Annotated in this window: 21 protein-coding genes; 5 read left to right on the forward strand and 16 right to left on the reverse strand. The window is 71.6% G+C overall.

Going from position 1 to position 22,655, the window contains the following annotated elements; translation table 11 throughout:
- The first annotated feature begins 19 nt into the window (after positions 1-19).
- From AC3EVP_RS30680 to iolE, 3 genes are read left to right on the forward strand one after another with little or no spacing between them, the layout of a single operon-like run.
- Positions 20-1,162 (forward strand): ferritin-like domain-containing protein, encoded by a 1,143-nt coding sequence (locus tag AC3EVP_RS30680; RefSeq protein WP_435135542.1) that lies wholly within the window; start codon positions 20-22, stop codon positions 1,160-1,162.
- A 23-nt stretch (positions 1,163-1,185) separates the two neighbouring features.
- The gene (locus AC3EVP_RS30685) at positions 1,186-1,683 is read left to right on the forward strand and encodes a hypothetical protein (protein ID WP_435135544.1); all 498 of its coding nucleotides are present in this window, start codon (positions 1,186-1,188) and stop codon (positions 1,681-1,683) included.
- Positions 1,680-2,600 carry a myo-inosose-2 dehydratase gene (iolE, locus tag AC3EVP_RS30690; RefSeq protein WP_435135546.1) on the forward strand — a complete coding sequence of 307 codons (921 nt, stop codon included), beginning with the start codon at positions 1,680-1,682 and terminating at the stop codon, positions 2,598-2,600. Before AC3EVP_RS30685 ends, iolE begins: the two co-directional genes overlap by 4 nt.
- Positions 2,601-2,868: 268 nt before the next feature.
- Here the strand turns inward: iolE and AC3EVP_RS30695 are convergent, their stop codons facing one another.
- From AC3EVP_RS30695 to AC3EVP_RS30740, 10 genes are read right to left on the reverse strand one after another with little or no spacing between them, the layout of a single operon-like run.
- Entirely contained in the window at positions 2,869-4,146 is a 1,278-nt protein-coding gene (locus AC3EVP_RS30695) for a 2-hydroxyacyl-CoA dehydratase (protein WP_435135548.1), read from the reverse strand.
- Positions 4,143-5,267, reverse strand: coding sequence for a 2-hydroxyacyl-CoA dehydratase (locus AC3EVP_RS30700; protein ID WP_435135550.1), 1,125 nt, complete (start codon positions 5,265-5,267; stop codon positions 4,143-4,145). Before AC3EVP_RS30700 ends, AC3EVP_RS30695 begins: the two co-directional genes overlap by 4 nt.
- A complete protein-coding gene (locus tag AC3EVP_RS30705; RefSeq protein WP_435135597.1) occupies positions 5,267-6,514 on the reverse strand; it encodes a CaiB/BaiF CoA transferase family protein in 1,248 nt (415 codons plus the stop codon). The genes AC3EVP_RS30700 and AC3EVP_RS30705 overlap by 1 nt, the downstream gene beginning before the upstream one ends.
- A 5-nt stretch (positions 6,515-6,519) precedes the next feature.
- Positions 6,520-7,656, reverse strand: coding sequence for a CapA family protein (locus AC3EVP_RS30710; protein ID WP_435135552.1), 1,137 nt, complete (start codon positions 7,654-7,656; stop codon positions 6,520-6,522).
- Positions 7,653-8,501 carry an alpha/beta fold hydrolase gene (locus tag AC3EVP_RS30715; protein WP_435135554.1) on the reverse strand — a complete coding sequence of 283 codons (849 nt, stop codon included), beginning with the start codon at positions 8,499-8,501 and terminating at the stop codon, positions 7,653-7,655. Before AC3EVP_RS30715 ends, AC3EVP_RS30710 begins: the two co-directional genes overlap by 4 nt.
- The gene (locus tag AC3EVP_RS30720) at positions 8,498-10,012 is read right to left on the reverse strand and encodes an alpha/beta hydrolase domain-containing protein (RefSeq protein ID WP_435135556.1); all 1,515 of its coding nucleotides are present in this window, start codon (positions 10,010-10,012) and stop codon (positions 8,498-8,500) included. Before AC3EVP_RS30720 ends, AC3EVP_RS30715 begins: the two co-directional genes overlap by 4 nt.
- A complete protein-coding gene (locus AC3EVP_RS30725; RefSeq protein ID WP_435135558.1) occupies positions 10,009-11,061 on the reverse strand; it encodes an oligopeptide/dipeptide ABC transporter ATP-binding protein in 1,053 nt (350 codons plus the stop codon). The genes AC3EVP_RS30720 and AC3EVP_RS30725 overlap by 4 nt, the downstream gene beginning before the upstream one ends.
- Positions 11,058-12,974, reverse strand: coding sequence for a dipeptide/oligopeptide/nickel ABC transporter permease/ATP-binding protein (locus AC3EVP_RS30730; protein WP_435135560.1), 1,917 nt, complete (start codon positions 12,972-12,974; stop codon positions 11,058-11,060). Before AC3EVP_RS30730 ends, AC3EVP_RS30725 begins: the two co-directional genes overlap by 4 nt.
- Entirely contained in the window at positions 12,971-13,912 is a 942-nt protein-coding gene (locus AC3EVP_RS30735) for an ABC transporter permease (RefSeq protein WP_335981848.1), read from the reverse strand. Before AC3EVP_RS30735 ends, AC3EVP_RS30730 begins: the two co-directional genes overlap by 4 nt.
- A gap of 40 nt (positions 13,913-13,952) precedes the next feature.
- Positions 13,953-15,536 (reverse strand): ABC transporter substrate-binding protein, encoded by a 1,584-nt coding sequence (locus AC3EVP_RS30740; protein ID WP_435135563.1) that lies wholly within the window; start codon positions 15,534-15,536, stop codon positions 13,953-13,955.
- A gap of 223 nt (positions 15,537-15,759) precedes the next feature.
- Here AC3EVP_RS30740 and AC3EVP_RS30745 point away from each other — a divergent pair, with 223 nt between their 5' ends.
- Complete coding sequence (locus AC3EVP_RS30745) at positions 15,760-16,710, forward strand: PaaX family transcriptional regulator (RefSeq protein WP_435135565.1); 951 nt, start codon at positions 15,760-15,762, stop codon at positions 16,708-16,710.
- Here AC3EVP_RS30745 and AC3EVP_RS30750 read toward each other — a convergent pair.
- Positions 16,704-17,639, reverse strand: a complete 936-nt coding sequence (locus AC3EVP_RS30750; RefSeq protein ID WP_435135567.1) for a PaaX family transcriptional regulator — start codon at positions 17,637-17,639, stop codon at positions 16,704-16,706. The genes AC3EVP_RS30745 and AC3EVP_RS30750 overlap by 7 nt on opposite strands.
- A gap of 271 nt (positions 17,640-17,910) precedes the next feature.
- Here AC3EVP_RS30750 and AC3EVP_RS30755 point away from each other — a divergent pair, with 271 nt between their 5' ends.
- Complete coding sequence (locus AC3EVP_RS30755; protein WP_435135569.1) at positions 17,911-19,113, forward strand: 4-hydroxybenzoate 3-monooxygenase; 1,203 nt, start codon at positions 17,911-17,913, stop codon at positions 19,111-19,113.
- A gap of 19 nt (positions 19,114-19,132) precedes the next feature.
- Here AC3EVP_RS30755 and AC3EVP_RS30760 read toward each other — a convergent pair whose 3' ends face one another.
- Genes AC3EVP_RS30760 through AC3EVP_RS30780 form a run of 5 tightly spaced genes read right to left on the reverse strand, consistent with a single transcriptional unit; the run spans position 19,133 to position 22,609 of the window.
- The gene (locus tag AC3EVP_RS30760; protein ID WP_435135571.1) at positions 19,133-20,068 is read right to left on the reverse strand and encodes a PDR/VanB family oxidoreductase; all 936 of its coding nucleotides are present in this window, start codon (positions 20,066-20,068) and stop codon (positions 19,133-19,135) included.
- Positions 20,065-20,214: a hypothetical protein gene (locus AC3EVP_RS30765; RefSeq protein ID WP_435135573.1), complete on the reverse strand. Its 150-nt coding sequence runs from the start codon at positions 20,212-20,214 to the stop codon at positions 20,065-20,067. Before AC3EVP_RS30765 ends, AC3EVP_RS30760 begins: the two co-directional genes overlap by 4 nt.
- A 29-nt stretch (positions 20,215-20,243) precedes the next feature.
- Positions 20,244-21,257: an aromatic ring-hydroxylating dioxygenase subunit alpha gene (locus AC3EVP_RS30770; RefSeq protein ID WP_335981863.1), complete on the reverse strand. Its 1,014-nt coding sequence runs from the start codon at positions 21,255-21,257 to the stop codon at positions 20,244-20,246.
- Between the two features lie 18 nt (positions 21,258-21,275).
- Entirely contained in the window at positions 21,276-22,133 is an 858-nt protein-coding gene (locus AC3EVP_RS30775) for an IclR family transcriptional regulator (RefSeq protein WP_435135575.1), read from the reverse strand.
- A gap of 17 nt (positions 22,134-22,150) precedes the next feature.
- Complete coding sequence (locus AC3EVP_RS30780; RefSeq protein WP_335981866.1) at positions 22,151-22,609, reverse strand: MarR family winged helix-turn-helix transcriptional regulator; 459 nt, start codon at positions 22,607-22,609, stop codon at positions 22,151-22,153.
- Positions 22,610-22,655 lie beyond the last annotated feature (46 nt).

The following is a 22,655-nucleotide window of genomic DNA, read 5'->3' on the forward strand; positions in this document are numbered from 1 at the left end:
CGCCCACGATCGGGGGAACATGTCCGTTCCAGAACCAGAGCCTGCTCCAGAGCCCAAGATCCAGACCATCGAGGAGCTGCGCAGGTACCTCCACGACGGGCTCCAGTTGGAGCACGCGACGCTGCCGCCCTACCTGACCGCGCTCTACTCGCTGCATCCAGGGAAGAACTCGGACGCCTGGCACGTCATCAGGGTCGTGGCCGTCGAGGAGATGCTGCACCTCACCCTGGTCGCGAACGTCCTGAACGCCGTGGGCGGGACACCGGACCTCACCAGGACGAACTTCGTACCGGACTACCCGTCATACCTGCCGTGCGGTCCCGACTACTTCAAGGTGCACCTCCGGCCCTTCTCGCCCGAGGCGCTCGACACGTTCCTGAAGATCGAGAAGCCCGCGCAGGCACCGACCGAGGAGGACAGGTTCGTCCCGGTGGACTGGGCGGCCCTCGGGCTGACGTCCGACGGAGCGGCGCCACCGGCGGCGAAACTGGCGGAGCTCGAGGAGTCCGGGACGGTCCTCGGCCTCGTCCCCGGAGAACCCACCACGCGTTTCCTGAGCATCGGTGAGTTCTACGAGGAGATCATCCGGGGCATCAACCACCTGGAGGACCAGGCCCGTAAGGCAGGGAAGACGATTTTCACCGGCGACCCCGCTCGCCAGGTGACTCCCGAGTACTTCTACTCCGGTGGCGGCGACGTGATCGTGGTGACCGGCCGCGACACCGCGGTCGCGGCGCTCACCCTCGTCGCGGAGCAGGGCGAAGGGCTGTACGGCGGCATCTACGACAGCCAGGACGAGATCGCCCACTACTACCGGTTCCAGCAGCTGGAACTGGGGAGGTACTACCAGAAGGGCGATGATCCGGGCGATCCTTCCGGCCCGGAGGTGAACGTCGACTGGGATGCCGTCTATCCGGTGAAGCCGGACATCAAGCTGGCGGACCTCACGGATGACCCGCAGATCCACGCGGCGGCCACGGAGTTCAACCAGAGCTACGCCACCTTCCTGACCAACGTCAATCTGGCCTACAACGGCCAGCCCGACCTTCTGCTGAAGGCGGTCTGGGAGATGTTCCGCATCCGCGACAGCATGAACCGGCTCATCCGCAATCCGCTCACCGGGCATCCGGGGGCGAATGCCGGCCCGACATTCGAGCTGTAAGACCGTCGACGGAGGTGGGAATCATGACGCAAGGAACGAACGCGGAAGAGAAGCTGCGCGCGTTTGTGAAGTTCTCTGCCGCTGCGACCGGGTTCAGCGAGTTCGACCTGTGGGGAACCGGTCAGGCGGAGGTGTACTACGAGACGGCGGTGGAGCAGGAAGGGCAGGATGCGATCGAGAAGGCGATGACTTCCGATCCGTCTGCCACCCCCGCCGATCCGGTGGTGGGAAGCATCGTCAAGCTCTGGTACGTCGGTGTCTGGTACGGCCCGGAACTGGCGGGGCGCATGGACGTTGCGGCCTGGACGGCGCCCGGGCGGAGCGGAGCGAAGCCCGCCGTCCCGGATGGCAGCGAGCCCGCGGAGGGACGCGTACCCCTGTTCGTCGTCTCCCCCGACGCCTACACCGAGGGCCTGTTGTGGCGCGCCATCGGCGCCCACCCATCCGGCGCGAAGGCGCCGGGCTACGGCTCGTGGGCCACTCCGCCCACGTTCGAGGACCGCCAGAAGGAGGAAGTGTGACGACCAGCATCATCCCGAACCTGGGCCGCGACAAGGTGTCACTCGGCGTGACGCCGACGCTGTGGTGGAACGACGACTTCCCGCTGATCGACATCGGGGTCCCGTTCGAGCAGTGCGTGAGCGAGATGGCGCTCGCGGGATTCCAGGGTTGCAGCATCGGCCACAAGTACCCGACCGACGCCGCCGTGTTGAAGAAAGCGCTGGAGCTGCGCGGCCTGAAGGTCTCCGAGCCGTGGGTGAGCACCTACTTCACCATCGGCGAGAAGGACCGGACCGTCGAGAACTTCAGGAGGCAGCTGAAGTTCCTCGAAGAAGTGGGCGGTCGGGACATCGTGGTCGCGGAGTTCGGGCAGTCGTCGCACCTCCAGCCCATTCCGGTATTCAAGCACCGCCCCGAGTTCTCCGACCAGGAATGGCACCTCCTGACCAGCGGGCTCGACGAGATCGGGAAGCTGGCCGCGGACAGGGGGATGCGGCTGTGCTACCACCACCACATGGGCACCGGCGTGCAGTCGGCCGAGGACATCGACAGGCTGATGGCGGGCACCAGCGCGGAGTACGTGCATCTGCTGTTCGACACCGGGCATCTCCGGTTCGCCGGCGACGACCCGCTCACGGCCGTGGAGAAGCACAAGCAGCGGATCAAGCACGTTCACCTCAAGAACGTCCGCCAGCCCGTGGCCGACAAGGTGCGGAGCGACCACCTGTCCTTCGAGGAGGGAATCCGCCAGGGCCTCTTCACCGTGCCCGGAGACCCGGAGGGCGCGATCGACTTCAGGCCCGTCCTCTCGGCGCTGGCCGAAGCCGACTACGAGGGATGGCTGGTGGTCGAGGCCGAGCAGGACCCGGCGACGGCGGAACCGCTGAAGTACGCCACGATGGCCCGCCGCTACCTCCGCGAAGTCCTGGGATGGTGAGAGGGACCCGGTTCAGGTGTCCGGGTCGACGTCGGGGTGCGTGAACCGCACGGGCTTGCCCAGCGGACGACCCCCGGGAGGTCGAGCCGCCTTTTCGCATCGGCAAGTGCCTCCTCGGGGGTCGGGTGCGGTCCGGCCCGACCGGTCGCGGCGACCACTTCTCGCGTGATGTCCCCGACCGGCTGTGCGTCCGCGTGGTCCATGGGGACAGCGTGACAGGGCGCGGCCCCCCGCGCGATCCGATATCGATCGGCCCCCGTGGAGCGGCTCAGCCGTGATCGGGCAGCGACTCCGTCCAGCGCGCGACCTGGGCGTGCAGGGCCGCAGGGTCGAGGGAACGGCCGTCCGCGTTGTCCGCCCGGATCTCCGTCACCGGGATGCCCGCCTCCCGCAGGGCACGTGTGGTGAACCAACTGCTGCGGCTGTCGGGGCTGATGAGGTGGACCACGCCGTCGACCCGGTGCGCACGGGCTTCCTTCACGTACCACTCCACCGACCACGGCGGTGTGTACATCTGGTCGCGGAAGGCGCAGAACCTGGCCGCCAGGGCGCGCAGCGGGTCGTCGCCGTAGCGGGCGTAGGCGTCGGCGGCGAGGGCGAGGTACATGGACCAGACGAACACCGCGCCGTGCGACTGCTCGAAGGAACGGTAGAAGTCCATGTCGAACCAGAGGCCGCGTCCGATCCACATCAGCCGGCGCCGCTCCCGCGGGACGACCGCGCGCCCCTGGGACACGAGCGCACTGACCTCGTAGTAGAGGGATTCGGCCGCCGAGGTCGCCCACGGTGTGCCGCGGTGCCACTGCGGGATCATCACCGCCGGGATGACGTCGTTGACCGGGACAGGGCACTGCGGGGCGGAGGCCAGCAGGTCCCGGGTCCTGCGGTTCCACTCGGCCTGCTCGTTGGACAGCGCCATGATCCGAGCGAGGCGTTCGGTACTGAAGCGTGCTCCGGTGAGCTGTTCGAGCCGGGGGACGAGCACCCGGAGTTCCTGGTGGAGCAGATCGATGCGCGGGGAGCCGATGGCCGTCTCCCAGTCGTGGCGCATCAACTCCCACCAGTTCGCCGGCACGGTCTCCGCCGCGGCGCCCTCCAGCGGGAGGAAGGGCACGCCCAGTTCGCTCTCCCACAGCTGGAACATGCGGTGCATGGTGTCGCCCGTGCAGTCCGCGAGGACGACCGACGGCAGCGGCAGCCCGCCCCAGGGCGCGTCGTCGCCGCGCGGGGACAGCGCCTCGGCCAGGGGCAGGGCGCTGTACTGCTCGACGTCGTCGGGCAGCCCGCGCTCGCGCAGCGCCTCCAGGTACCGGCCCGACATCCGCTTGGCGGAGATGATGGACGCCCACCACTGGTTGACGACGTACGGGACGTCCATGGCGCGCAGCAGTTCCTGCGGGAAGTCGGCGTTGACGAGGGCCAGCGGGCGCCCCCGCTCCGTCTGGCCCCGCAGGCTCGCGAACCATTTGCGCTGGTGGCGCAGCGCGTCCCCGGCCGCTTCGAGGCGCGGGCCGGTTCCCCTGCGGGTGGGTGTGCGGTCGGTCATGGTGTCGTCTGCGCTTCCTGCGTGAGGAGCCGGCGGCTCAGTTCGGGCAGGTCGATGCCGGCGTAGGGCTGGTCGCGCAGGAGCGTGGTGGGCACTCCCGCCGCTGCCGCGCGTGCGGGCTCGCCCCACCGGTGGGCGTCGTCGTACCGGCGGCAGTAGGTGAGGACGTACCGCGCGCCGCTGCTGCCGACCGCGTCGCGGAGGGCGGATGCCGTCTGCCGCGGGGGCCGGGCCGTGGCCGGCAGCACCGCGCGGGTGTAGTGGTCCGTGAGGGCCTTCAGGGTCGGTTCGCCGACGGGCGGCTGGTCGCCGCCGTCGCCCCAGTCGTGGTCCTCGCCCACCACCCGCCAGCCGTCGCCTTCGAGCGCGTCGTAGACGTCGGCGGTGTCATGGGTGCTTCCGGAGACGTACAGCGGGCGGCCCGCGGGCCGGGCGGTGGCACCGGCCAGCGCGGTGGTGAGGACGGCGGCGTACTCCCGGGCCGGCATGGCCGTGCCGGCGGCGTACCACCGCAGCGCCTCGCCTCCCGGCAGAAGGCCGGCGCGGCGGCGGCGCAGCTCGGTGCGCGCGGCCCGTGCGGCGTCGTGGTCGGCGACCGCCTCCGCCAGTTCGGCCGCGTCGACAGCGCGTCCCCGCCAGGCCGCCAACTGGTCGGCGAAGCGGCGCAGACGGCCCAGGTTGTAGCGCCGGGTGGGCTCCCCGGGCAGGTGGAGCAGATCGACGAAGTGGACCGGGGGGAGGGTCTGCGCCCCGATCCGGCGCAACTCCCTGAGCGTGTAGAACAGTTGGAGTGAGGCGTCGCAGTCGTGGGTGATGACGATCAGGTCGGGCACGGGGTCGTGGTCCCCGGGTGTGAGGATCGCCGCGAGGACGTTCACCGTCTGCGGGTCTACGGCGCCGTCCAGATAAATCCCGGCCAGGGTGGTGTCCCGCCCCGTGCGTCCGGCCAGCCGTACGGGCAGGGCACCGGCGGCGGTGATCAGTTCGACCGGGGTGTCGCAGCCGACGTAGCCGACCACCGGCCGGCCGTGCGCCGCGTGCCGCCGGGCGCTCAGTCCCCGGTCGTCGTGCGCGGCGCGCAGGGCGGCAGCCGCCCGCTGTGCCTCGGGGGGCGCCGTCATCACACCACCCCCGCCTGCCGGAGTTCGGCTATCTCCTGAACCGACAGGCCACCGATGGTCGCGAGCAACTCCTCCGTGTGCTCCCCGAGATGGGGTGCGGGAGTGTCCAGGCGGACGTCGGCGTGGGAGAAGCGGATGGGGACGCCCGGACCCATCAGGCCGGTCGGGCCGTGCTGGGGGTGGCCGAGTTCGACGACCTCCTCCCGGCGCAGCACGTCGGGGTTGCGCAGCGCGTCCGCCGGCTCCAGGACCTCGGCCGCGGGCGTGCCCTGCGCGACGAGGGCCGCGACGGCCTCGGCGCGCGGCCGGCCCTGCGACCAGGCCGCGACCATCTCGTGGAGTTCGGAGGCGTGGCGCACGCGCTGGTCGCGGGTGGCGAACCGTTCGTCGTCCATCAGCTCCGGACGGCCCATCGCCCGGAAGACGCCCCGGGCGAAGGTGTCGGTCGGCCCGCAGAGCGCGATCTGCCCGTCCTTGGCGGGGAAGATCCCGAACGGGGCAAGGCGCGGCACCGAGTTGCCGGTCCGCAGCGGCATCCCGACCTGTTCGAGGGCGTCGAAGGGCTCCGTGGACAGCAGCGAGGTCAGCGCGCCGAGCATGGAGACGTCGACATGCTGGCCCACACCGTCCTGGTCGCGCTGGACCTTGGCCGCGAGGGTGCCGATGACCGCGTACAGCGGTGCCAGCAGGTCGCCCACCGGCAGGCCGAAGCGGACCGGGTCGGCACCCGGCTCTCCGGCCGTGTACATCACCCCGCTCAGTGCCTGGATGATGGAGTCCATCGCCTTGCCCGTTCCGCCCCCGGCACCGAATCCGCTGATCGAGGTGTAGATCACGGACGGGTTGACGGCCCGCACGTCGTCGTATCCGACGCCGAGGCGGTCCGCGGTGCCGGCGGCGTAGTTCTCGACGACGATGTCCGCGTTGCGGGCCAGCCGCAGGAAGGCCGCGCGTCCCCTCGCGTCCTTCAGGTTCATGGTGATGCTCTTCTTGTTGCGTCCGCGGCCCATCATCGACACGGACATGTCGGTGTCGGAGGTCCGCCCGGTGCTCAGCCCGTGCGGCCCGTAGTAGGGCGAGTTGGTACGGGCGCTGTCGCCGCCGGTCGCGGGGTTCTCGACCTTCACGACGGTGGCACCGAGCCCGCCGAGCAGGAGTGTGGCGTAGGGCCCGGACAGGGCGGTGGTCAGGTCGAGCACCACGGTGCCCGCCAGCGGACGGCTCGGCGTACGGGCCTGGTGCGGCATGTCGGTCACCGTTGCTCTCCCTGGGTGATGGTCACGATGTCGTCGCCGCTCCAGTCGAAGCGGGTGGACAGGCCGGCCCTGCGGCTGATGTCACGGACGTAGGCGACGACCTCCTCGCCGCCCGTGGCCCGGGTCAGGGGTACCGGCCGGCCCGCGTCGTCGATGCGGCACGGCCGCAGCCGGGCGTGCACCTCCCCGTCGTCGTCGACCTCGACGCAGGCGACGACGGTGTTCCTGGACTCGGGGTGGAAGGGGTAGTAGGGCATGTCCGGGTCGGGGGCGAAGCCGTAGAGTTCGACCCGGCGCAGCGCCCATGCCCGGCGTTCCGGGCTGTCGTTGCCGTCGGCGGGGGTGAGAGCGCGGGTGACGGTCACGAAGTTGCCCAGGCCGTGGTAGATGGGGCGGCCGCGGTGGATCTCGATGCCGCGCATGATGTGCGCGTGGTGGGCGAAGACCGCGTGGGCGCCGGCGTCGATCGCGGCCTGCGCCACGGGCCGCTCGTACATGGCGAGCACCGCCGGGGTGTGCCCGATTCCCTTGTGGAGTCCGACCACCACGATGTCCGCCTGCTCCCGGGCGGCCGCGATGTCCTGGCGCATCGCGTCGAGGCTGCCGGGTTCGGCGAAGGTGTAGGTGCTGGGCGGGCCGCCCGGGCTCGCGTGGTCGAGTTCGTAGTGGGTCAGCACGTGTACGTAGGCGCAGCCGGGCTTCGACGAGGTCGCCCAACTCTCGCGCGGGCCGACGCAGTTGTAGCTGAGCACCGCCACTTTGCGGTTTCCGGCGCGGACCACGGCCGGCTTCCTGGCCTCGGCGAGGGTCGCGCCCGCCCCGGCGCTGGCGAGGCCGTGCTCGTGGGCGTGCCGCACGGTGTCGAGCACGCCGTCGGGTCCGGTGTCGGAGATGTGGTTGCCGGCGAGGGTCACCACGGAGAAGCCGGCCCGGGCCAGGGCGCCCAGGGCCGCCGGATCGGCCGGCGGCGCCGGGACGTCCGTGCTGGTCTGCGCGGTGGTGGTCGAGTGCGGCACCTCGACGTGGCCGATGACGGTGTCCGCGCCCAGCAGGGTGCGGCGGCTGGGCTCGAAGAAGGAGTCCGGGTCGGGCTCGTCGAGGATGATGTCGCCGACGGCGAGGAGCGTCGTCATCGCCACTCACCCCCGTTGGTCTCGTAGTCGGCCAGTTCGCCGAGGAAGACCCCCACCTCGCGGGCCAGTCGCCGCGGGCGTTCCTCCGCCATGAAGTGGCCCTCGTCCTCGAACAGCACGGTCTTGCTGTGGGGGACGGCGGCCGCGGCGCGCAGCGCGGACCGCGGGGAGATGACGCCGTCGCGCAGGCCGGCCAGGGACAGCACGGGAACCTCGATGGTGCGCAGGATCTTGCTGAGTTCCTCGTCGTCGGCGGCCTCGGGGAAGGGCATTCCCTGGTTCACCAGCGCTTCCTGCTCGGTGTAGCCGAGGTGGTGTTCCACCAGCCTGCGCAGGGTGCGCTCCCGCGTCCTGAGCCGTTCCTCGCCCTCGGTCCTGCCGCCGAGGATGCCGAACTGCTCCCTGAGGACGGCCGGGTCGCGGCGTCCTTCGACGACGCGTCTGCGGCCGGCCGAGGAGGAGGTGTCCCCGGACCGGTCGTGCGGTGTGCCGACGACGCTGATCAGGGCCCGCAGCCGCTCGGGGTGGCTTCGGGCGAGGTGCCAGCCGATGCCGGCGCCGTGCGAGACGCCGGTGTAGACGAAGCTGTCGATGCCGAGGTGGTCGGCGACGGCCAGCACGTCGGCGCCCCACTGGTCCAGCCAGCCGGCGGCCGGCGGCCGGGCCAGATGCGTGGAGCGGCCGAAGCCGCGGGCCTGCACCGTGACGACCGTGCAGCCGTACGGCTCCTCGGCGAGGATCGCCGGATACGGTCCGAAGCCGGAGGCACTGGAGATGACGACGTCACCGCCGGCACCGTGCTGTTCGAACCAGATGTCGGCGCCCTCGAGGGCCAGGATGGTCACGGGCGGGTTCCTTTCTCCCGGGCCGCCGCGGTGCGGGCGGTCCTGTCGTGCGGGTGGGGCGCGGGGGACGCGGGTTCGCCGGCCAGGTGGGGCAGGGACCGGCGGTGCGCGGCGCCCAGCAACTGCCGCGCGTCGCGTTCCAGGAGCAGGCCCTGGCCGGTGAGCCGTGCGCACGCGGCCTCGTACCGGTCCAGGTACTCCTGCCGGGTGGGGTAGAGCGCGCGCAGCTCCGCGACGGGCAGCGGCTCGGCGTGGCCGATCATCCTGGCGACCATCTCCGCGGTGCCCATGGGCGCCCAGGGCGAGGGAGCGCAGTATCCGGGGACCGGCGTGCTGTGCGGGCGGTAGGCCGCCACCGGTGCCTCGACCCAGGGGGTGCGGACGCCGCCTCGTACGTTGCCCCTGCTGTCGCGTACCAGTTCCTGTGCGCCTGCGGTGCTCCCGGGGCCGGCGAAGGCGAATCGCTCGGCGCGCGGGGGAACCGCGCCGGTGGCCGCCCAGCGGTGCAGCAGGGCGTACGCGGCACGTGCCACGGCGTCCAGGCGGGCGTCGCTGGTCTGCTCGTTGATGCGCCGGTCGGACACGTCGTGGCCGCGCCGGCGGAACTGGGTGCGGTTGGTCAGCACCGTCCACAGGTGCGGGTTGTCGTGCGAGGTGCCGGCGACCTGGTAGAGGCGGTAGCGGTCGTTCGGGGCGTCGCTGTCCTCGCGCAGCGCCGGGCCGTGGGTTTCGCTCTCCAGCTCGCTGAGCACCTCGAAGACGGGGACGTCGGCGGGGCCGATGACGCGCCGCGGGTCGTCGGCCGGCAGGACCGGGGAGCCGTCGCCCAGCGGCGGGTAGCCGGCGTCGCCGGCGGCCCCGGAGGAGATGCCGATGAGGTAGCCGTCCACGGCCGGCGCCCCGCCGGCCAGGCGGTGCCGCTGGTGGAAGCCGTCGCGCAGGAAGACCCGGCAGAAGCTGCCGGTGTTCGACCAGCCGGACAGGTACACGTACCGCACCTGGTCGGCGAGTTCGCCCAGCGCGCTGCGGCCGGGGGTGCGCAGCGCGGCGAGGATGCCGCCGACGATGTCCCAGCGCAGGCCGGCGGCGGGGATCGACAGCTCGCCGTAGCGCTGCGGGTCGAACGCCTCCCGCATCGTGGCCGCCATGCGGTGGTCCTGGGTGATGCCGACCCAGGCGGCACCGGTGTCGGTGATCCACGGATGCGCCGTCTGCCAGGTGCTCGCGGTGTCGTAGTCGGGATGCAGGGGTTCGGCCAGGACGACGCCGTTGAAGCGTCGGGCGGTCGGGAATCGCACCAGGACGCGGGTGACGTAGGGCTGTTCGCCGGTCTGTTCCCGCACTCCGTCGCGGTGGCGGTGTTCCCCCGCCGTGCCGGTGGCGAGGAGTTCGCGCTCCTGGTAGCCCAGCGGCCCGAGGTCGACGCCGACGCCGTCTGCGGGCAGATGGCTGGTGCCGAGCGGTTGCGATGGCGCGGGGGCGTCCACTTCGCGCAGGTGGCGCAGCGTCATGGTGTGGTGCTCCCGGGGGTCTCGTGGGAAGGGGTGAGGTCCTCGGACCAGGGCGGCAGTTCGTCGGCGCGGTGGCAGGCGACCTGGCCGCCCAGGGGCGCGGGCCGCAGCAGGGGCCGTTCGCTGTGGCACCGGTCGACGGCGAAGGGGCAGCGGTGTGCGAAGGGGCAGGCGTCACCCAGCGGGGCCTGCCTGGCCGGCGGCAGCGCCAGTGCCTCGCGCCGCTCGCGGCGGGCCCGCTGCCGGTCGAGGTCCTGCAGCGGCGCGGACACGACCAGTTGCCGCGTGTAGGGGTGCTGCGGCTGCCGGTGGACGTGCTCGGCGGGCCCGGTCTCCATGACCCGGCCGCGGAAGAGGACGACGAGGTCCTCGGCGATGTGGTCGACGACGGCCAGGTCGTGGCTGATGAACAGCAGGGACAGGCCGAGGTCCTGCTGGAGTTCCAGGAGCAGGTTGAGGATCTGTGCCTGGATCGACAGGTCGAGGGCGCTGACGGCTTCGTCGCAGATCAGCAGCCGGGGCCGCAGGACGAGTGCGCGGGCGATGGAGATGCGCTGCCGCTGCCCGCCGGAGAACTGGGCCGGATAGCGGTCCGCCGCCTCCTCGGGCAGCCCGACCCTGGCCAGCATGGCCCGGACGCGTTCCTCGCGGGCGGCCGCCGTCAGCGGGCCCCCGGTGCGGGCGACGTGCGCCCGCAGCGGCTCCTGGAGGGTGTAGCCGATGGTCTTGGTGGGGTCCAGCGAGCTGTACGGGTCCTGGAAGACGACCTGGATGTCCTGCGGCCGGTCCCCCCGGCGCAGATCGTTCAGCACCTGCGTGCCGTAGGAGATCCGGCCGACGCTGAGCGGGGCCATGCCGAGAACGGCCTTGGCGACGGTGGACTTGCCCGATCCGGACTCGCCGACCAGGCCGACGACGCGGCCCGCGGGGACGCTCAGGCTCACCCCGTCCACCGCCCGGCGCTTGCGCCGCCGACCGGTCGGGTAGTCCACGACGAGGTCGGTGACGGTGAGTTCGGCGGCCTCGTCGGCCGCCGTGGCGCCCTTCACTGCCGCGCCTGGAGGAGCTTGGTGTGGATGCATCGGCTGGCACGTTCCTCGTTCAGTCGGATCAGCGGAATGACGTCGCCCGCGCAGTCGGCCGAGGACAGGGCGCACCGGTCCTTGAAGCGGCAGCCGTCGAACCGGCTGCCCGGCGGCGGCACGGCCCCGGCGACGGCGTCGATCGGGGTGCGCCGCGGGGCGTTGTCGGGGCTGGATGCCATGAGCGCGGCGGTGTACGGGTGGCAGGCGGCGCCGAAGACCTGCTCGACCGGGGCGCGTTCGACGACCTGGCCCGCGTACATGACCGCCACGTGGGTGCAGATGTCCGCGACGACGCCCCAGTCGTGGGTCACGAGCAGGACGGCCATGCCGGTCTCCCGCTGGAGGCGGCGCAGCAGGGCCAGGATGTCCGCCTGCACGGTGACGTCCAGGGCGGTGGTGGGCTCGTCGGCGATGAGCAGGTCGGGAGAGCCGGCCAGGGCGGCCGCGATGGCGACGCGCTGGGCCATGCCGCCGGAGATCTGGAACGGGTAGCGCCTCGCCATCTCCTCGGGGTCGGGGAGTTCGACCAGTTCCATGAGTTCGATCACCCGGCGCCGCGCCGCCTCGCGGGACATCTTGGCGTGGGACCGCACGATCTCCGACAGTTGTGCCCCGATCCGGAAGGAGGGGTCCAGGGCGACCATGGGTTCCTGCGAGATGAGGGCGATCCGGGTGCCGCGCAGGGCGGCCATCTCCTTGCGGCTCGCCCGGGTCAGGTCCTGGCCGTCGAAGACCACGGAGCCGCCGGTCACGGCGCCGTTGGCCTCCAGCAGGCCGAGGACCGCCCGTGCGGTGACGGACTTGCCGCTGCCGGACTCGCCGACGAGCCCGAGGGTCTGCCCTGCGGCCAGGTCGAAGCCGACGCCGGCGAGTACCTCCACCTCGCCGCCGGGGGTGAGGAAGGAGACGCTCAGGTCCCGTACGGACAGCAGGGCGGTCCCCTCGGGGGCGGGAGCCGGGGCCGCAGCCGGGGCGGGGTCGGGGCGACGCTTCGCGGGTTTGACGCGCAGGCCGCCGGAAGAGGTGTGGTTCTGCGCGGTGACATCCCGCACGGTGTCGCCCAGGATGCCCAGGGCGAGCACGGTCACAGCGATCAGGCCGCCTGACGGGACCAGCAGCCAGGGCGCCGTGCTCAAGGTCGTGGCCGCCTCGTTGACCATGCCGCCCCAGGTCGCGGCGGGCGGGGGCGGGCCGAGCCCGAGGAAGGTCAGACCGGTCTGGATGCCGATGCCGAGCGCGGCGAAGAGCGAGGTCTGGACGATGATGACGCCGCGGCTGCGGGGCAGGATGTGCCGGAAGATGATCTGGGTGCGGCTCAGCCCGAGCAACTCGGCGGCGGAGACGTACAGTTCCTGCCGGACCGTCATCGCGGCGCTGCGGATGATGCGCATCGTGCCCGAGGCGCCGAGCACGCCGAGGGTGATCATCGCGGCCGCGATGGAGTGGTCGAAGATGGAGAGGATGGCCAGCAGGATCACGATGACCGGCACCGACAGCACGATGTCGGCGGCCCGCATGACGAACCGGTCGAACCTGCCGCCCAGGTAGCCGGTGGCGACGCCGAGCGGCACGGCGACGAGCAGGTGCGCGGCTACGCCTTCCAGGATGCCGATGATGGATGACCGGCCGCCGTACAGCAGCCGGCTCAGCACGTCCCGCCCGAGGCTGTCGGTCCCCAGCCAGTGGGCGCCGGAGGGTTTCTGGAGGATCTGCTGGAGGTTCTGGTGGAGCGGGTCGGCCGGTGAGATGACCGGGGCGAGCAGGCAGCAGACGAACAGCAGCAGCAGGAAGCCCGCGGTGATCCGGCCGCGCCAGGTGGCCAGTACGGAGCGCAGGACGCCGCGCCTCTTGGCGGGAGAGTTGGTTGCCGTGGTCATGAGACGCGGACCTTCGGGTTGAGGAGGCCGTAGGCGAAGTCGATCAGGAGGTTGATGACGATCACGGAGAGGGTGAAGAAGACGCCGACGCCGAGGATCACGGGCACGTCGTGGTCGAGCGTGGCCTGGGTGGCCAGGGAGCCGAGGCCGGGGAGGACGAAGACGTTCTCGATGAAGACCGCCCCGCTGAGCATGCCGACCGATACCAGCCCGAGCGAGGTCACCACCGGGATGGCGGCGTTGCGCAGCACGTGCCGGTAGCGCACGGACCGCTCGGGGACGCCGTTGGCCCGCAGGAACTTCACGTAGTCGGCCTCCAGCACCTCCATCACGGTGTCGCGGGTCTGCTTGGCGACGGAGGTGATGCCCTGCAGGCTCAGCGCCAGTACGGGCAGGATGATCGACTTCAGCCATCCGGTGGGAGACGCCGCGAAGTCCTGGTAGCCGGTGGCCGGCAGCAGGTTGAGGTGCACGGCGAAGAAGGTGACCAGGATCAGCGCGATCCAGAAGCTGGGCAGGGCGAAGCCGAGCAGGGACACCACGTCGATGAACCGGCCCAGCGCGCCGCCGCGCACCGCGCTGGCGAAGCCGAGCGCGACTCCTGCGACAGCGCTCAGCAGCATGCTCGGCACCAGCAGCGACAGGGTGACGCCGAGCCGGCTGTTCAGGCTGGACATCACGTCCACGCCGCTGATGATCGACGTTCCCAGGTCTCCGTGGACGGCGCCGAGCAGCCAGTGGCCGTAGCGGACGGCCCACGGGTCGTTCAGCCCGAGTTGGCCGCGCAACGCCGCCAGGCTCTGGGGCGTCGCGTTCTCCCCGAGGATGGTGCGGGCCGCGTCTCCCGGCACGACGGCCTCCAGGCCGAAGATGATCAGGGAGACGATCAGCAGGAGGGGGATGGACATCACGAGGCGATGGACTATCAGCCGCCACACGGCGTGCCTCCGCTTCTTGCGTGCCGTACGGCCGCGCCGGTCACTTCAGCCGCCAGGACAGATCGGCGGTGGGGCCTACGGGCATGGGGTTGGGGTTCAGGACCGACAGCTGGACGTTCTGCAGCCCGGCCGCGGTGTAGTAGACGTTCTGGGTGGCGAAGATCGGCACGGTCCAGGCGAGATCCTGCAGCCGCTTCGAGGCCTTCTGGTACTGCGCGGTACGGGTGCGGGCGTCGGTCGCGGTCGCGGCCTGCTGGAGGATCGAGTCGAGCCGGGCGTCGGAGGAGCCGAAGGGGTTGAACAGGCCGGTGGTGATCTGCGAGTCGAGATCGGACATGGTGGTGCCGGCGGTGGGGAAGATGACCGCGGCGTACTTCTTCGACAGGGCGTCCGCGGTGAACTGGGCGATGCCGGTGGTCTGCACCTGGAGCGTGGCGTCGATGCCGATGTCCTTCAGGGTGCTGGCGATGGCCTGGGAGTAGGTGTTGTTGACGTCGAGGACGGACTCCGTCAGGACCTTGAGCTTGAATCCGTTCGGGTAGCCGGCCTGGGCGAGCAGGGCCTTGGCCTTCGCCACGTCGTGGCCGTAGCCGATGCCCTTGTCGTAGCCGTCGGTCCCGGGGAGCAGCACCTGGTTGCTGCCGGAGGCGTAGGCGCCGGCCAGTGCCTTGGCGATGGCGGGGCGGTCGAAGGCCAGCGCGATCGCCTGGCGTACCCGTGTGTCGGCGAGGGCGGGGGCGATGGCGCCCTGGCGGTCGACCAGGTTGAGCGACCAGTTGAAGAACGGTGCGGTGTCGACGGTCAGCCCCGACCGCTTCGCGGCGGCCGCGGTGGTGGAACTGCCGGCGGCGAACTGGACCTGGCCGGTCTGGGTCGCGGACAGCACGGCGTTCGGGTTGTTGATGACGCGGACGATCGTGGAGTCGAAGTGCTGTGCCGCGGGCTGGAAGTAGTGCGGGTTCTTCTTGTACACGTACCGGTTGCCCGCGACCGAGGTGGTGCCGTCGTAGACGAACTGGCCGGTGCCGTCGCTGGAGGTCAGCAGCGACTGGGGGTCGGCGAGTGCTTTGGGCCCGATGAGGTTGCCCATCCCGTTGTACTGGGTCAGCGTGGACGCCGCCTCCGGGGTCGGCTTCTTGTAGGTGATGCGCACCTTGGCGGGTGCGACGGCCTCGACCTTCGCGACCGGGCCGACCTTTCCGACCAGGCCGCCGCCGGCGCCCAGGAAGTAGTTCATGGAAGCGGCAGCCGCCTTGGCGTCCAGCACCGAGCCGTCGGAGAACTTCACACCCGGACGCAGCGTCAGCTCGAACACCTTGTTGGCGTGGTCGGTGAAGCCCCACTTCACGGCCAGGTCCGGTACCAACTCGCCCTTGCCGTCCAGGTAGATCAGCGGATCGTAGGCCAGTGACACGAAGACCGCGGACTCGCCGTTCCCGGCCTTCGCCGGGTCCAGGCTCACCGGCGGTCCGGGGAACTGGAGGGAGAGTTGGGAACCCGACTGCGAACCGGTCCCGCCGCCGGAGCAGCCTGCCAGCGCGAGGGCGCAGGCCGCTGCCGCGACCGCCAGACGGGGACGGGTGGCTCCTGGGTGGCGCCCGGAGGCGGAGGTGAAGCCGTACATTGCGCTCCTCAGCGACTGTGATGGGGACCACGGGATGGGGCGAACGTATCCACGTAGATAACGAGCGTCAATAGAAGTGCAACGTATCTTTCCTGCCCGCGTGACGGATGGGGCGCAGGAAGATCCCGGTTGACGTTGACATTCGTCGAGGCGGTCTCGATGATTCGAGCAGGATCTGTGACGTCCGGCATCGAATGTGTGATCAGTTGGAGGAGTGTCGCCGTTGGACACGAAGGCTCGCTCGGCTTCGGCCGGGGACTCCGCGGAACAGGCGATGCCCCGCATGCAGGAAGGCCCGTCCCCCCAGCACGTGTTAGTGACCCTGCTGGGCGACTACTGGCTCCTCCACGACCGCCACCTCTCCTCGGCCGGACTCATCGACCTGCTCTCCGAGTTCGGCATCAGCAGGTCCAGCGCCCGCGCGGCGATGAGCCGGCTGCTGCGGCGCGGCGTCGTGGAGGTCCGCAAAGTGGGGCGCCAGACCTTCTACCGCCTGGCCGACCAGGCGGCCGAGCGCGTGCGCGAGGGGGGCCTGCGCATCGCCGGCTTCGGCCTGGACGGCGACTGGGACGGCCACTGGACCGTCGTCGCCTTCTCGGTGCCCGAGGACCGGCGCGACAGCAGGCACCTGCTGCGCTCGCGGCTGCGCTGGTTCGGCTTCGCCCCGCTCTACGACGCGGTGTGGGTGTCCGCCTCCGCGACCGCCGCCGACGCGCAGACCGTGCTGGACGAACTGGACATCTTCACCGCGACGGTCCTGCGCGGCACCACCGTCCTGACGGCCGACCGCTCACCGCTGGCCGCCTGGGACCTGGACGCCGTGGCCGAGGTGTACGCCTCCTTCATCGACGGGACCCGCCCGTTGCTGGAAGAGGCACTGGCCGGCCGGGTCACTCCACGGCACGCTCTGATCGCGCGCACCCGCCTCATGGACACCTACCGGCGCTTCCCCGGCATCGACCCCGGCCTCCCCAGTGCCCACATGCCGGCCGGGTGGCCTCGCGACCAGGCCCGCTCACTGTTCATCCAGGCGTACAACGCCCTCGGCCCGCTCGCCGAGGCGCGGATCAAGCAGATCATGGCCCTGCACGACGAGGACGCCGCCGCGCAGGCGCGCTTCCGGTCCGCGGACTGGGCCCCGACTCCCCCGCGGGGGCGCCGGTGCGGTCAGTAGGCCGCCCACACCGCGACGGTGCGCTGTTCGGTCAGCTCGGCCAGGCCGCTGTCATGGACGGCGATGATCTGCCGGAACCGCAGTGCCGCGAGCGGCGCCAGTCCGTCGTGGAGCGCGGTGAACAGCCGGCGGGCCCGCGCCCGTGGCCAGTCGGGCGGCAGGAGCTTGTCCGGCAGGCTCGGATCGAGTCCGGGGAAGACCCGCCAGGCGTCGAAGACCCTGGTACGGGTGACCAGCGCGTCGCTCGGGCTGACGGTCCCGGCGTCCATCCGCGCCAGCGATTCCCGGTGATCGGCGAGGAAGCGCTCATAGGACGCGGCGACGTCGTCCAGGTCCCATGCCTTCAGCGGGGAGTTGCCGCCGGCCTCCGAAGCCCTCAGCACGGTCAGGTTCCCGACACCGGCGGCCCGGAAGATCGGCCCGAGCGTCGCGGGGTCGGCGTGCGCCGACACCCACAGCCCGTCGAAGAGGGGGGCGAACCCCAGCCACCGCAGGTAGCTGCGCACACGGTGGCGCACGTGCCGCTCCTGCTCGGGCACGCTGAAGGCCGCGACCGTCCACAGGCCGTCCCAGTCCTGGGAGTCGGCACCGAACCGCATGATGCTGGCGGTCCGCTGCCGGTTGTCCTCCCGGCCGTCGTCGCTCAGCCGCAGATACGACTGCCGCCCGGACTTCTCGGCCGCCAGGACGCCGCGCTTGACCAGCCGGTTCGCGGTCGCGCGCGCACTCGTCTCACTGATGCCGAACTCGGCCAGCAGCGCGATGAGTGCGCTCATCGGCAGGGCCGCGGCGGTGTCCAGCCAGTACTCCCCCAGCAGCGTCGTCAGGAGTCGCTGCGGCGAGGCCCCCGTCTGCTGGCGCGGGAGGACGCTGCCTTCTTCGGCACGTCGCAGTACCAGCGCCTCCAGGGACGGCTTCTCCAGTGACATGGCGCCAGCCTATCGGGGCCGCCCGGCTCTCGGCCCGGGCGCCGCGTCCGTACCGGCACCCGGTATCCGCCGGGTCGCCGGCTGCTGTTGACAAGGGGCGCGACCCGACACAGACTCATGCTGGCCAATTACGAATAATAGTTCACCAGGCGAACACGATCGAGTGGATGGGCGGACGGAGCTCGGCCCGGTCCGCCGTCCACGGCCGAGAGCCCGCGGCGAACGCGACCTCCGCCCTCGCCGACCGCATCCTCCAAGAAGAGACCTCGCCATGACCTCGCTCACCGCGCCCCTGCCCGCCCGTACCACCGTCGGCATCGTGGGCGGCGGCCCTGCCGGCCTCCTGCTCGCCCGCCTCCTCCATCAGGCGGGCGTCGACTGCGTCGTACTCGAGTCCCGCAGCCGTGCCTACGTGGAACAGCGCCAGCGCGCCGGAATCCTGGAGCAGGGAACCGTCGACGCGTTGCGCTCCAGCGGCGCCGCCGAGCGGCTGGACCGCGAGGGCCTGGTCCACGACGGCGTCGAACTGCGCTGGAACCGGCGCGGCCACCGCATCGACTTCCCGTCGCTGACCGGCGGCCGCAAGGTCTGGGTCTACGCCCAGACCGAGGTCGTCAAGGACCTCATCGCCCTCCAACTCCGCGACGGCGCGCCGCTGCTCTTCGACGCCGAGGTCTCGCAGGTGACCGCCGCCGACACCGACCAGCCGACCGTCCACTACACCCACGGGGGAGGCGAGCACACCGTCGTCTGCGACTACGTCGTCGGCTGCGACGGTTTCCACGGCGCCACCCGCAAGGCCATCCCGGCAGCCGCCCTGAGCACCTTCGAACGGGTCTACCCCTACTCGTGGTTCGGCATCCTCGCCGACGTGCCGCCCTCCAGCGACGAGCTGGTCTACGCGCACTCGCCGCGCGGATTCGCACTGCTCAGCATGCGCTCCCCGACCGTCAGCAGGCTGTACCTCCAGGTGCCCAACGGCACCGACGCCGCCACCTGGACGGACGGGCGGATCTGGGACGAACTCGACGCCCGCTTCGCTGTCGACGGGGACTGGAAGCTGGCCAGGGGGCCGATCACGCAGCGGTCCGTCCTGCCGATGCGCAGCTCCGTCACCGAGCCGATGCGCTGGGGCCGGGTGATACTCGCGGGCGACGCCGCGCACATCGTCCCGCCCACGGGCGCGAAGGGCCTCAACCTCGCCGCCTCCGACGTCATCGTCCTGGCCCGCGCCTTCGAGGAGTTGGCCGCGACCGGCTCCACGGCAGGGCTCGACTCCTACTCGGACACCTGCCTGCGGCGGGTGTGGCGCGCGGAGCACTTCTCCTGGTTCATGACGACGACCCTGCACACCGCCCCGGACCAGTCCCCGTTCGACACCCGTCTCCAGCTCTCGCAGCTCGACCGCATCGCCGCCTCGCCGCATGCCGCCGCCGAACTGGCGCAGAACTACGCGGGCCTGCCGGTCGGCTGAGATGCGGTGCCGGCCGAAGTCACAGGTCCAGGGTCAGCCGGCCGCCAGGTGTGCGGCAGCGGGAGACGCAGATCATCATCGTCTCGCCGGCGGCACGTTCCTCGTCGGTGAGGACGGTGTCGCGGTGGTCGGCCTCGCCCGACAGGACATCGGTCTCGCAGGTGCCGCAGGTGCCCTCCGCGCAGGAGTAGAGGACGGTGATGCCCGCCTGCTGAACGGTGTGCAGGATGCTGCGGTCCGGCGGGACGGTCAGGACGACGCCGGACCGGGCGAGTTCGACGTCGAACGCCGTGTCGCCCGAGGCGTCGGTGGTGGCGGCGGCGGTGAAGCGTTCCAGGCGCAGGGTGGAGGCCGGCACACGGGACTCGACGGCCGCCAGCAGCGACGCCGGGCCGCAGGCGTAGACGAGTTCACCCGGGCGCAGGCCGTCGAGGTAGCCGTCCAGATCGAGGTGGCCGGTGGTGAGGGTGACGCGTCCGGCCGGGTGCTCTTCCGCCAGTTCCTCGACGAAGGCCATGGAGGAGCGGGAGCGGCCGCCGTACAGCAGCGACCAGTCCGAGGCGGACGCCGTGGCCGCGGCCAGCATCGGGAGGATCGGTGTGATGCCGATGCCTCCGGCGACGAAGCGGTGGCGCGGCGCCGGCTCCAGCGGGAAGTGGTTGCGAGGGCCGCGGGCCAGCACCCGGGCGCCCGGCCACAGGGAGGTGTGGACGAAGTCCGAGCCGCCGCGCCCGTCCGCCCTCCGCAGCACGGCGATCCGCCACCCCTCGCCGCGGGGCGGTCCGCACAAGGAGAACGGGCGCTCCAGGCCGTCGGCCAGCAGCAGGTCCACGTGCGCGCCGGGCTGCCAGTCGGGCAGCGCCCGGCCGTCGGCACGGCGCAGCGTCAGGGACACCACGCCGACCGCCTCGTCGCGGCGGTCGGCGACGACCAGGTCCAGGGTGGTGTCGTTCACCGGGCGGCGTCCTCGGCGGTGGGGTGGTCGGGGTGGGTCAGCAGCCAGTCCCACATCCCGACGGGGTCCTGGCACGCGTGTTCCGCGCCGCAGTGGCAGCGGCCGAGCAGCACATCGGTGCCGGGCAGCCAGCGAATGCGGAACACACCGGATTCGGCGGATCGCGGCCCGGGGGTCATCGCGCGGCCAGCCGGGCCAGGATGCGCCGCGCGGCCAGGCCGCCGGTGTCGATGTTGATGCTGAGTTCCTGGTAGCCCTCGGTCTCCGTGTCGAGGCAGCGCTGCAACACGTTGAGCGCGTCCACGTCCTGCATGACCACGGTGTGGTTGAAGTCCCGCAGGAAGGTGGTGACCTCGGCGTCCTGGACCGCGAAGTCCCTTGAGACGGCCCAGAAGTCGTAGACCTGGCCGGGCGCCGAGGGGGTGATCGCATAGGTGATCTCGGTGCGGAACACGGGGGAATCCTGCCCGGTGGGGCTGATCCGGCTGTGCAGCAGGTAGAGGCAGGGCGCGCGGTACTCGATGTCCTGGAGGCGCTGGATGCGTCCCTCGATGCCGGTCGAGCGCGCGTAGAAGGGCGGGCACTCGGCGTCGGGCATGTGACGGGAGACCCGGACGACCCCTGCCTCCTCGTCGACCTCGGTCGTGATCGGGGTCTGCGCCACCTCCGGCGTGCCGATGTAGCCGCCGTGCAGGTAGGTCTCGTGGGAGAGGTCCAGCAGGTTGTCGACCAGCAGGCCGTAGTCGCAGTCGATGGGCTCCATGCCGCTGACGGTGACCCAGCCGTCGTCCACCAGGTGCGGGGCGCGCGGGATCGCGGCGGTGTCGGCCGCCTCGGGGTCGCCGATCCAGACCCAGACGAAGGAGTCGACCTCCGCCACGGGATAGGAGCGCACCCGCGCGGTACGGGGGACGCGCTTCTGGCCCGGGACGAAGACGCAGGTGCCGGTGGTGTCGTAGGTGAAGCCGTGGTATCCGCAGACCACCTGGTCGCCGTCCAGGCGGCTTGCCGACAGCGGGAATCGGCGGTGTACGCAGCGGTCGGCGAGGGCGACGGCCCCGCCCGCCTCGGTGCGGTACAGCGCGATGGGCTCGCCCAGGACGGTGCGGCCCAGCAGGTCGCGGCCGACCTCGGCGGACCAGGCGGCGACGTACCACTGGTTGCGGGCGAAGGCTGAGTGCGTGGCCATGGCAGGAGTCCCGTCCCTCTACGGCGGAGCGCCGGTGCTCCGCGTGCCGCCAGGCTCCGGCCTGCGTCCGGCCTGGGACAAGGGGACTTCCGCCCGGCGGAAGTCCCGGGGCCGATGCGGCGCGGGTTGCCAGCCCAGCGCCCGTGAGATGCCACGGCCGGCCACCCGCACGACGGGGACGAGCGCCGCGGTCCGCGCGCCCGCGAACGGCACGACGACCGAGACGGCCGCGACCACCTCGCCGCTGGAACCGAGCACCGGCGCCGCCACGGACAGCGCGTCGTCGGTGATCTGGCGGTCGCTCACCGCGCATCCGCTGCGTCGCACCTCGGCCAGCATGCGGCGCAGCCGCACCGGATCGGTGACCGTGAAGGAGGTGAACGCGGCCAGGTTCCCGGCGCAGTAGCGGTCTTGTAGCGGGGCGCCGCCGTGGGCGAGCAGCACCAGGCCGACGCCGGTGGCGTGCAGTGGCCAGCGGGCGCCGACCCGGCTGCGGACGCCGACGGCCGAGCGGCCCGCGATGTGCTCGGTGTAGAGGACCTCCATGCCGTCGCGCACCGCGAGTTGCACGTTCTCGTGGGTGGTCTCGTAGAGATCCTCCAGGAAGGGCATCGCCGCCTGGCGCAATCCCACCCCGCGCGGGGCCAGCGCGGCGACCTCCCACAGGCGCAGCCCCACGTGGTAGCGGCCGTCCTCGGTGCGTTCGAGCGCGCCCCAGCCGGTGAGCACGCCGACCAGACGGTGCGCCGTGGGCAGCGGAAGGTCGGCGCGCTGGGCGATCTGGGTCAGCGTCAGGGCGGGATGCGCCTGCTCGAAGGAGCCGAGCACGGCGAGCAGGCGGTCGGCCGCCGAACGGGCGGGGGGTGGGCCGGGCACGCGGCCGGGATGTGGGGTCAGTCGCCGCCGGCGGTGGAGTCCGCCGGTTCGGCGATCCGCAGCAGCAGGGCGTGCAGGGTCCGGCGGTCCTCGGCGCCGAGGGGTGCCAGCAGGTCGTCGGTGACGCGGGCGCCGTCCTGTTCGCTGTCCCGGAGCAGCTGCTCTCCGTCCTTCGTCAGCACGACGATCCGGTTGCGCCGGTCGCCGGGGTCGGGACGGCGTTCGACCAGTCCGAGCCGCTGCAGGTCGTCGACGAGGCTGACGATGGCGCTGGGGTCGTAGCCGAGCCGGTCGCTCAACTCCCGCTGCCGGGCGCCCTCGACGGCGGAGAGATAGCGGAGCAACGCGTAGTGCCGCAGTCGCAGGCCGTGCTGTTCCAGGCCCGCGTTGAACAGACTGCCCGAGCGCAGGCCCAGGCGGTACAGCAGGTATCCGGTGTCGGCGTGCAGGCCGCGCATCCAGGGTGCGTCGCTCATGGCGGCATCATTCCGCAAAGCGACGGTCGATCGCAACTATTGACAG

This window comes from Actinacidiphila sp. bgisy144, assembly GCF_057708105.1.

Excerpts from the sequence above, each read along its gene's own strand:
- AC3EVP_RS30680 (WP_435135542.1), top strand. The coding sequence starts at position 20 with ATGTCCGTTCCAGAACCAGAGCCTGCTCCAGAGCCCAAGATCCAGACC.
- AC3EVP_RS30685 (WP_435135544.1), top strand. The coding sequence starts at position 1,186 with ATGACGCAAGGAACGAACGCGGAAGAGAAGCTGCGCGCGTTTGTGAAG.
- AC3EVP_RS30695 (WP_435135548.1), bottom strand. The coding sequence starts at position 4,146 with ATGACCGACCGCACACCCACCCGCAGGGGAACCGGCCCGCGCCTCGAA.
- AC3EVP_RS30700 (WP_435135550.1), bottom strand. The coding sequence starts at position 5,267 with ATGACGGCGCCCCCCGAGGCACAGCGGGCGGCTGCCGCCCTGCGCGCC.
- AC3EVP_RS30705 (WP_435135597.1), bottom strand. The coding sequence starts at position 6,514 with ATGCCGCACCAGGCCCGTACGCCGAGCCGTCCGCTGGCGGGCACCGTG.
- AC3EVP_RS30710 (WP_435135552.1), bottom strand. The coding sequence starts at position 7,656 with ATGACGACGCTCCTCGCCGTCGGCGACATCATCCTCGACGAGCCCGAC.
- AC3EVP_RS30720 (WP_435135556.1), bottom strand. The coding sequence starts at position 10,012 with ATGACGCTGCGCCACCTGCGCGAAGTGGACGCCCCCGCGCCATCGCAA.
- AC3EVP_RS30730 (WP_435135560.1), bottom strand. The coding sequence starts at position 12,974 with ATGACCACGGCAACCAACTCTCCCGCCAAGAGGCGCGGCGTCCTGCGC.
- AC3EVP_RS30740 (WP_435135563.1), bottom strand. The coding sequence starts at position 15,536 with ATGTACGGCTTCACCTCCGCCTCCGGGCGCCACCCAGGAGCCACCCGT.
- AC3EVP_RS30750 (WP_435135567.1), bottom strand. The coding sequence starts at position 17,639 with ATGTCACTGGAGAAGCCGTCCCTGGAGGCGCTGGTACTGCGACGTGCC.
- AC3EVP_RS30755 (WP_435135569.1), top strand. The coding sequence starts at position 17,911 with ATGACCTCGCTCACCGCGCCCCTGCCCGCCCGTACCACCGTCGGCATC.
- AC3EVP_RS30770 (WP_335981863.1), bottom strand. The coding sequence starts at position 21,257 with ATGGCCACGCACTCAGCCTTCGCCCGCAACCAGTGGTACGTCGCCGCC.
- AC3EVP_RS30780 (WP_335981866.1), bottom strand. The coding sequence starts at position 22,609 with ATGAGCGACGCACCCTGGATGCGCGGCCTGCACGCCGACACCGGATAC.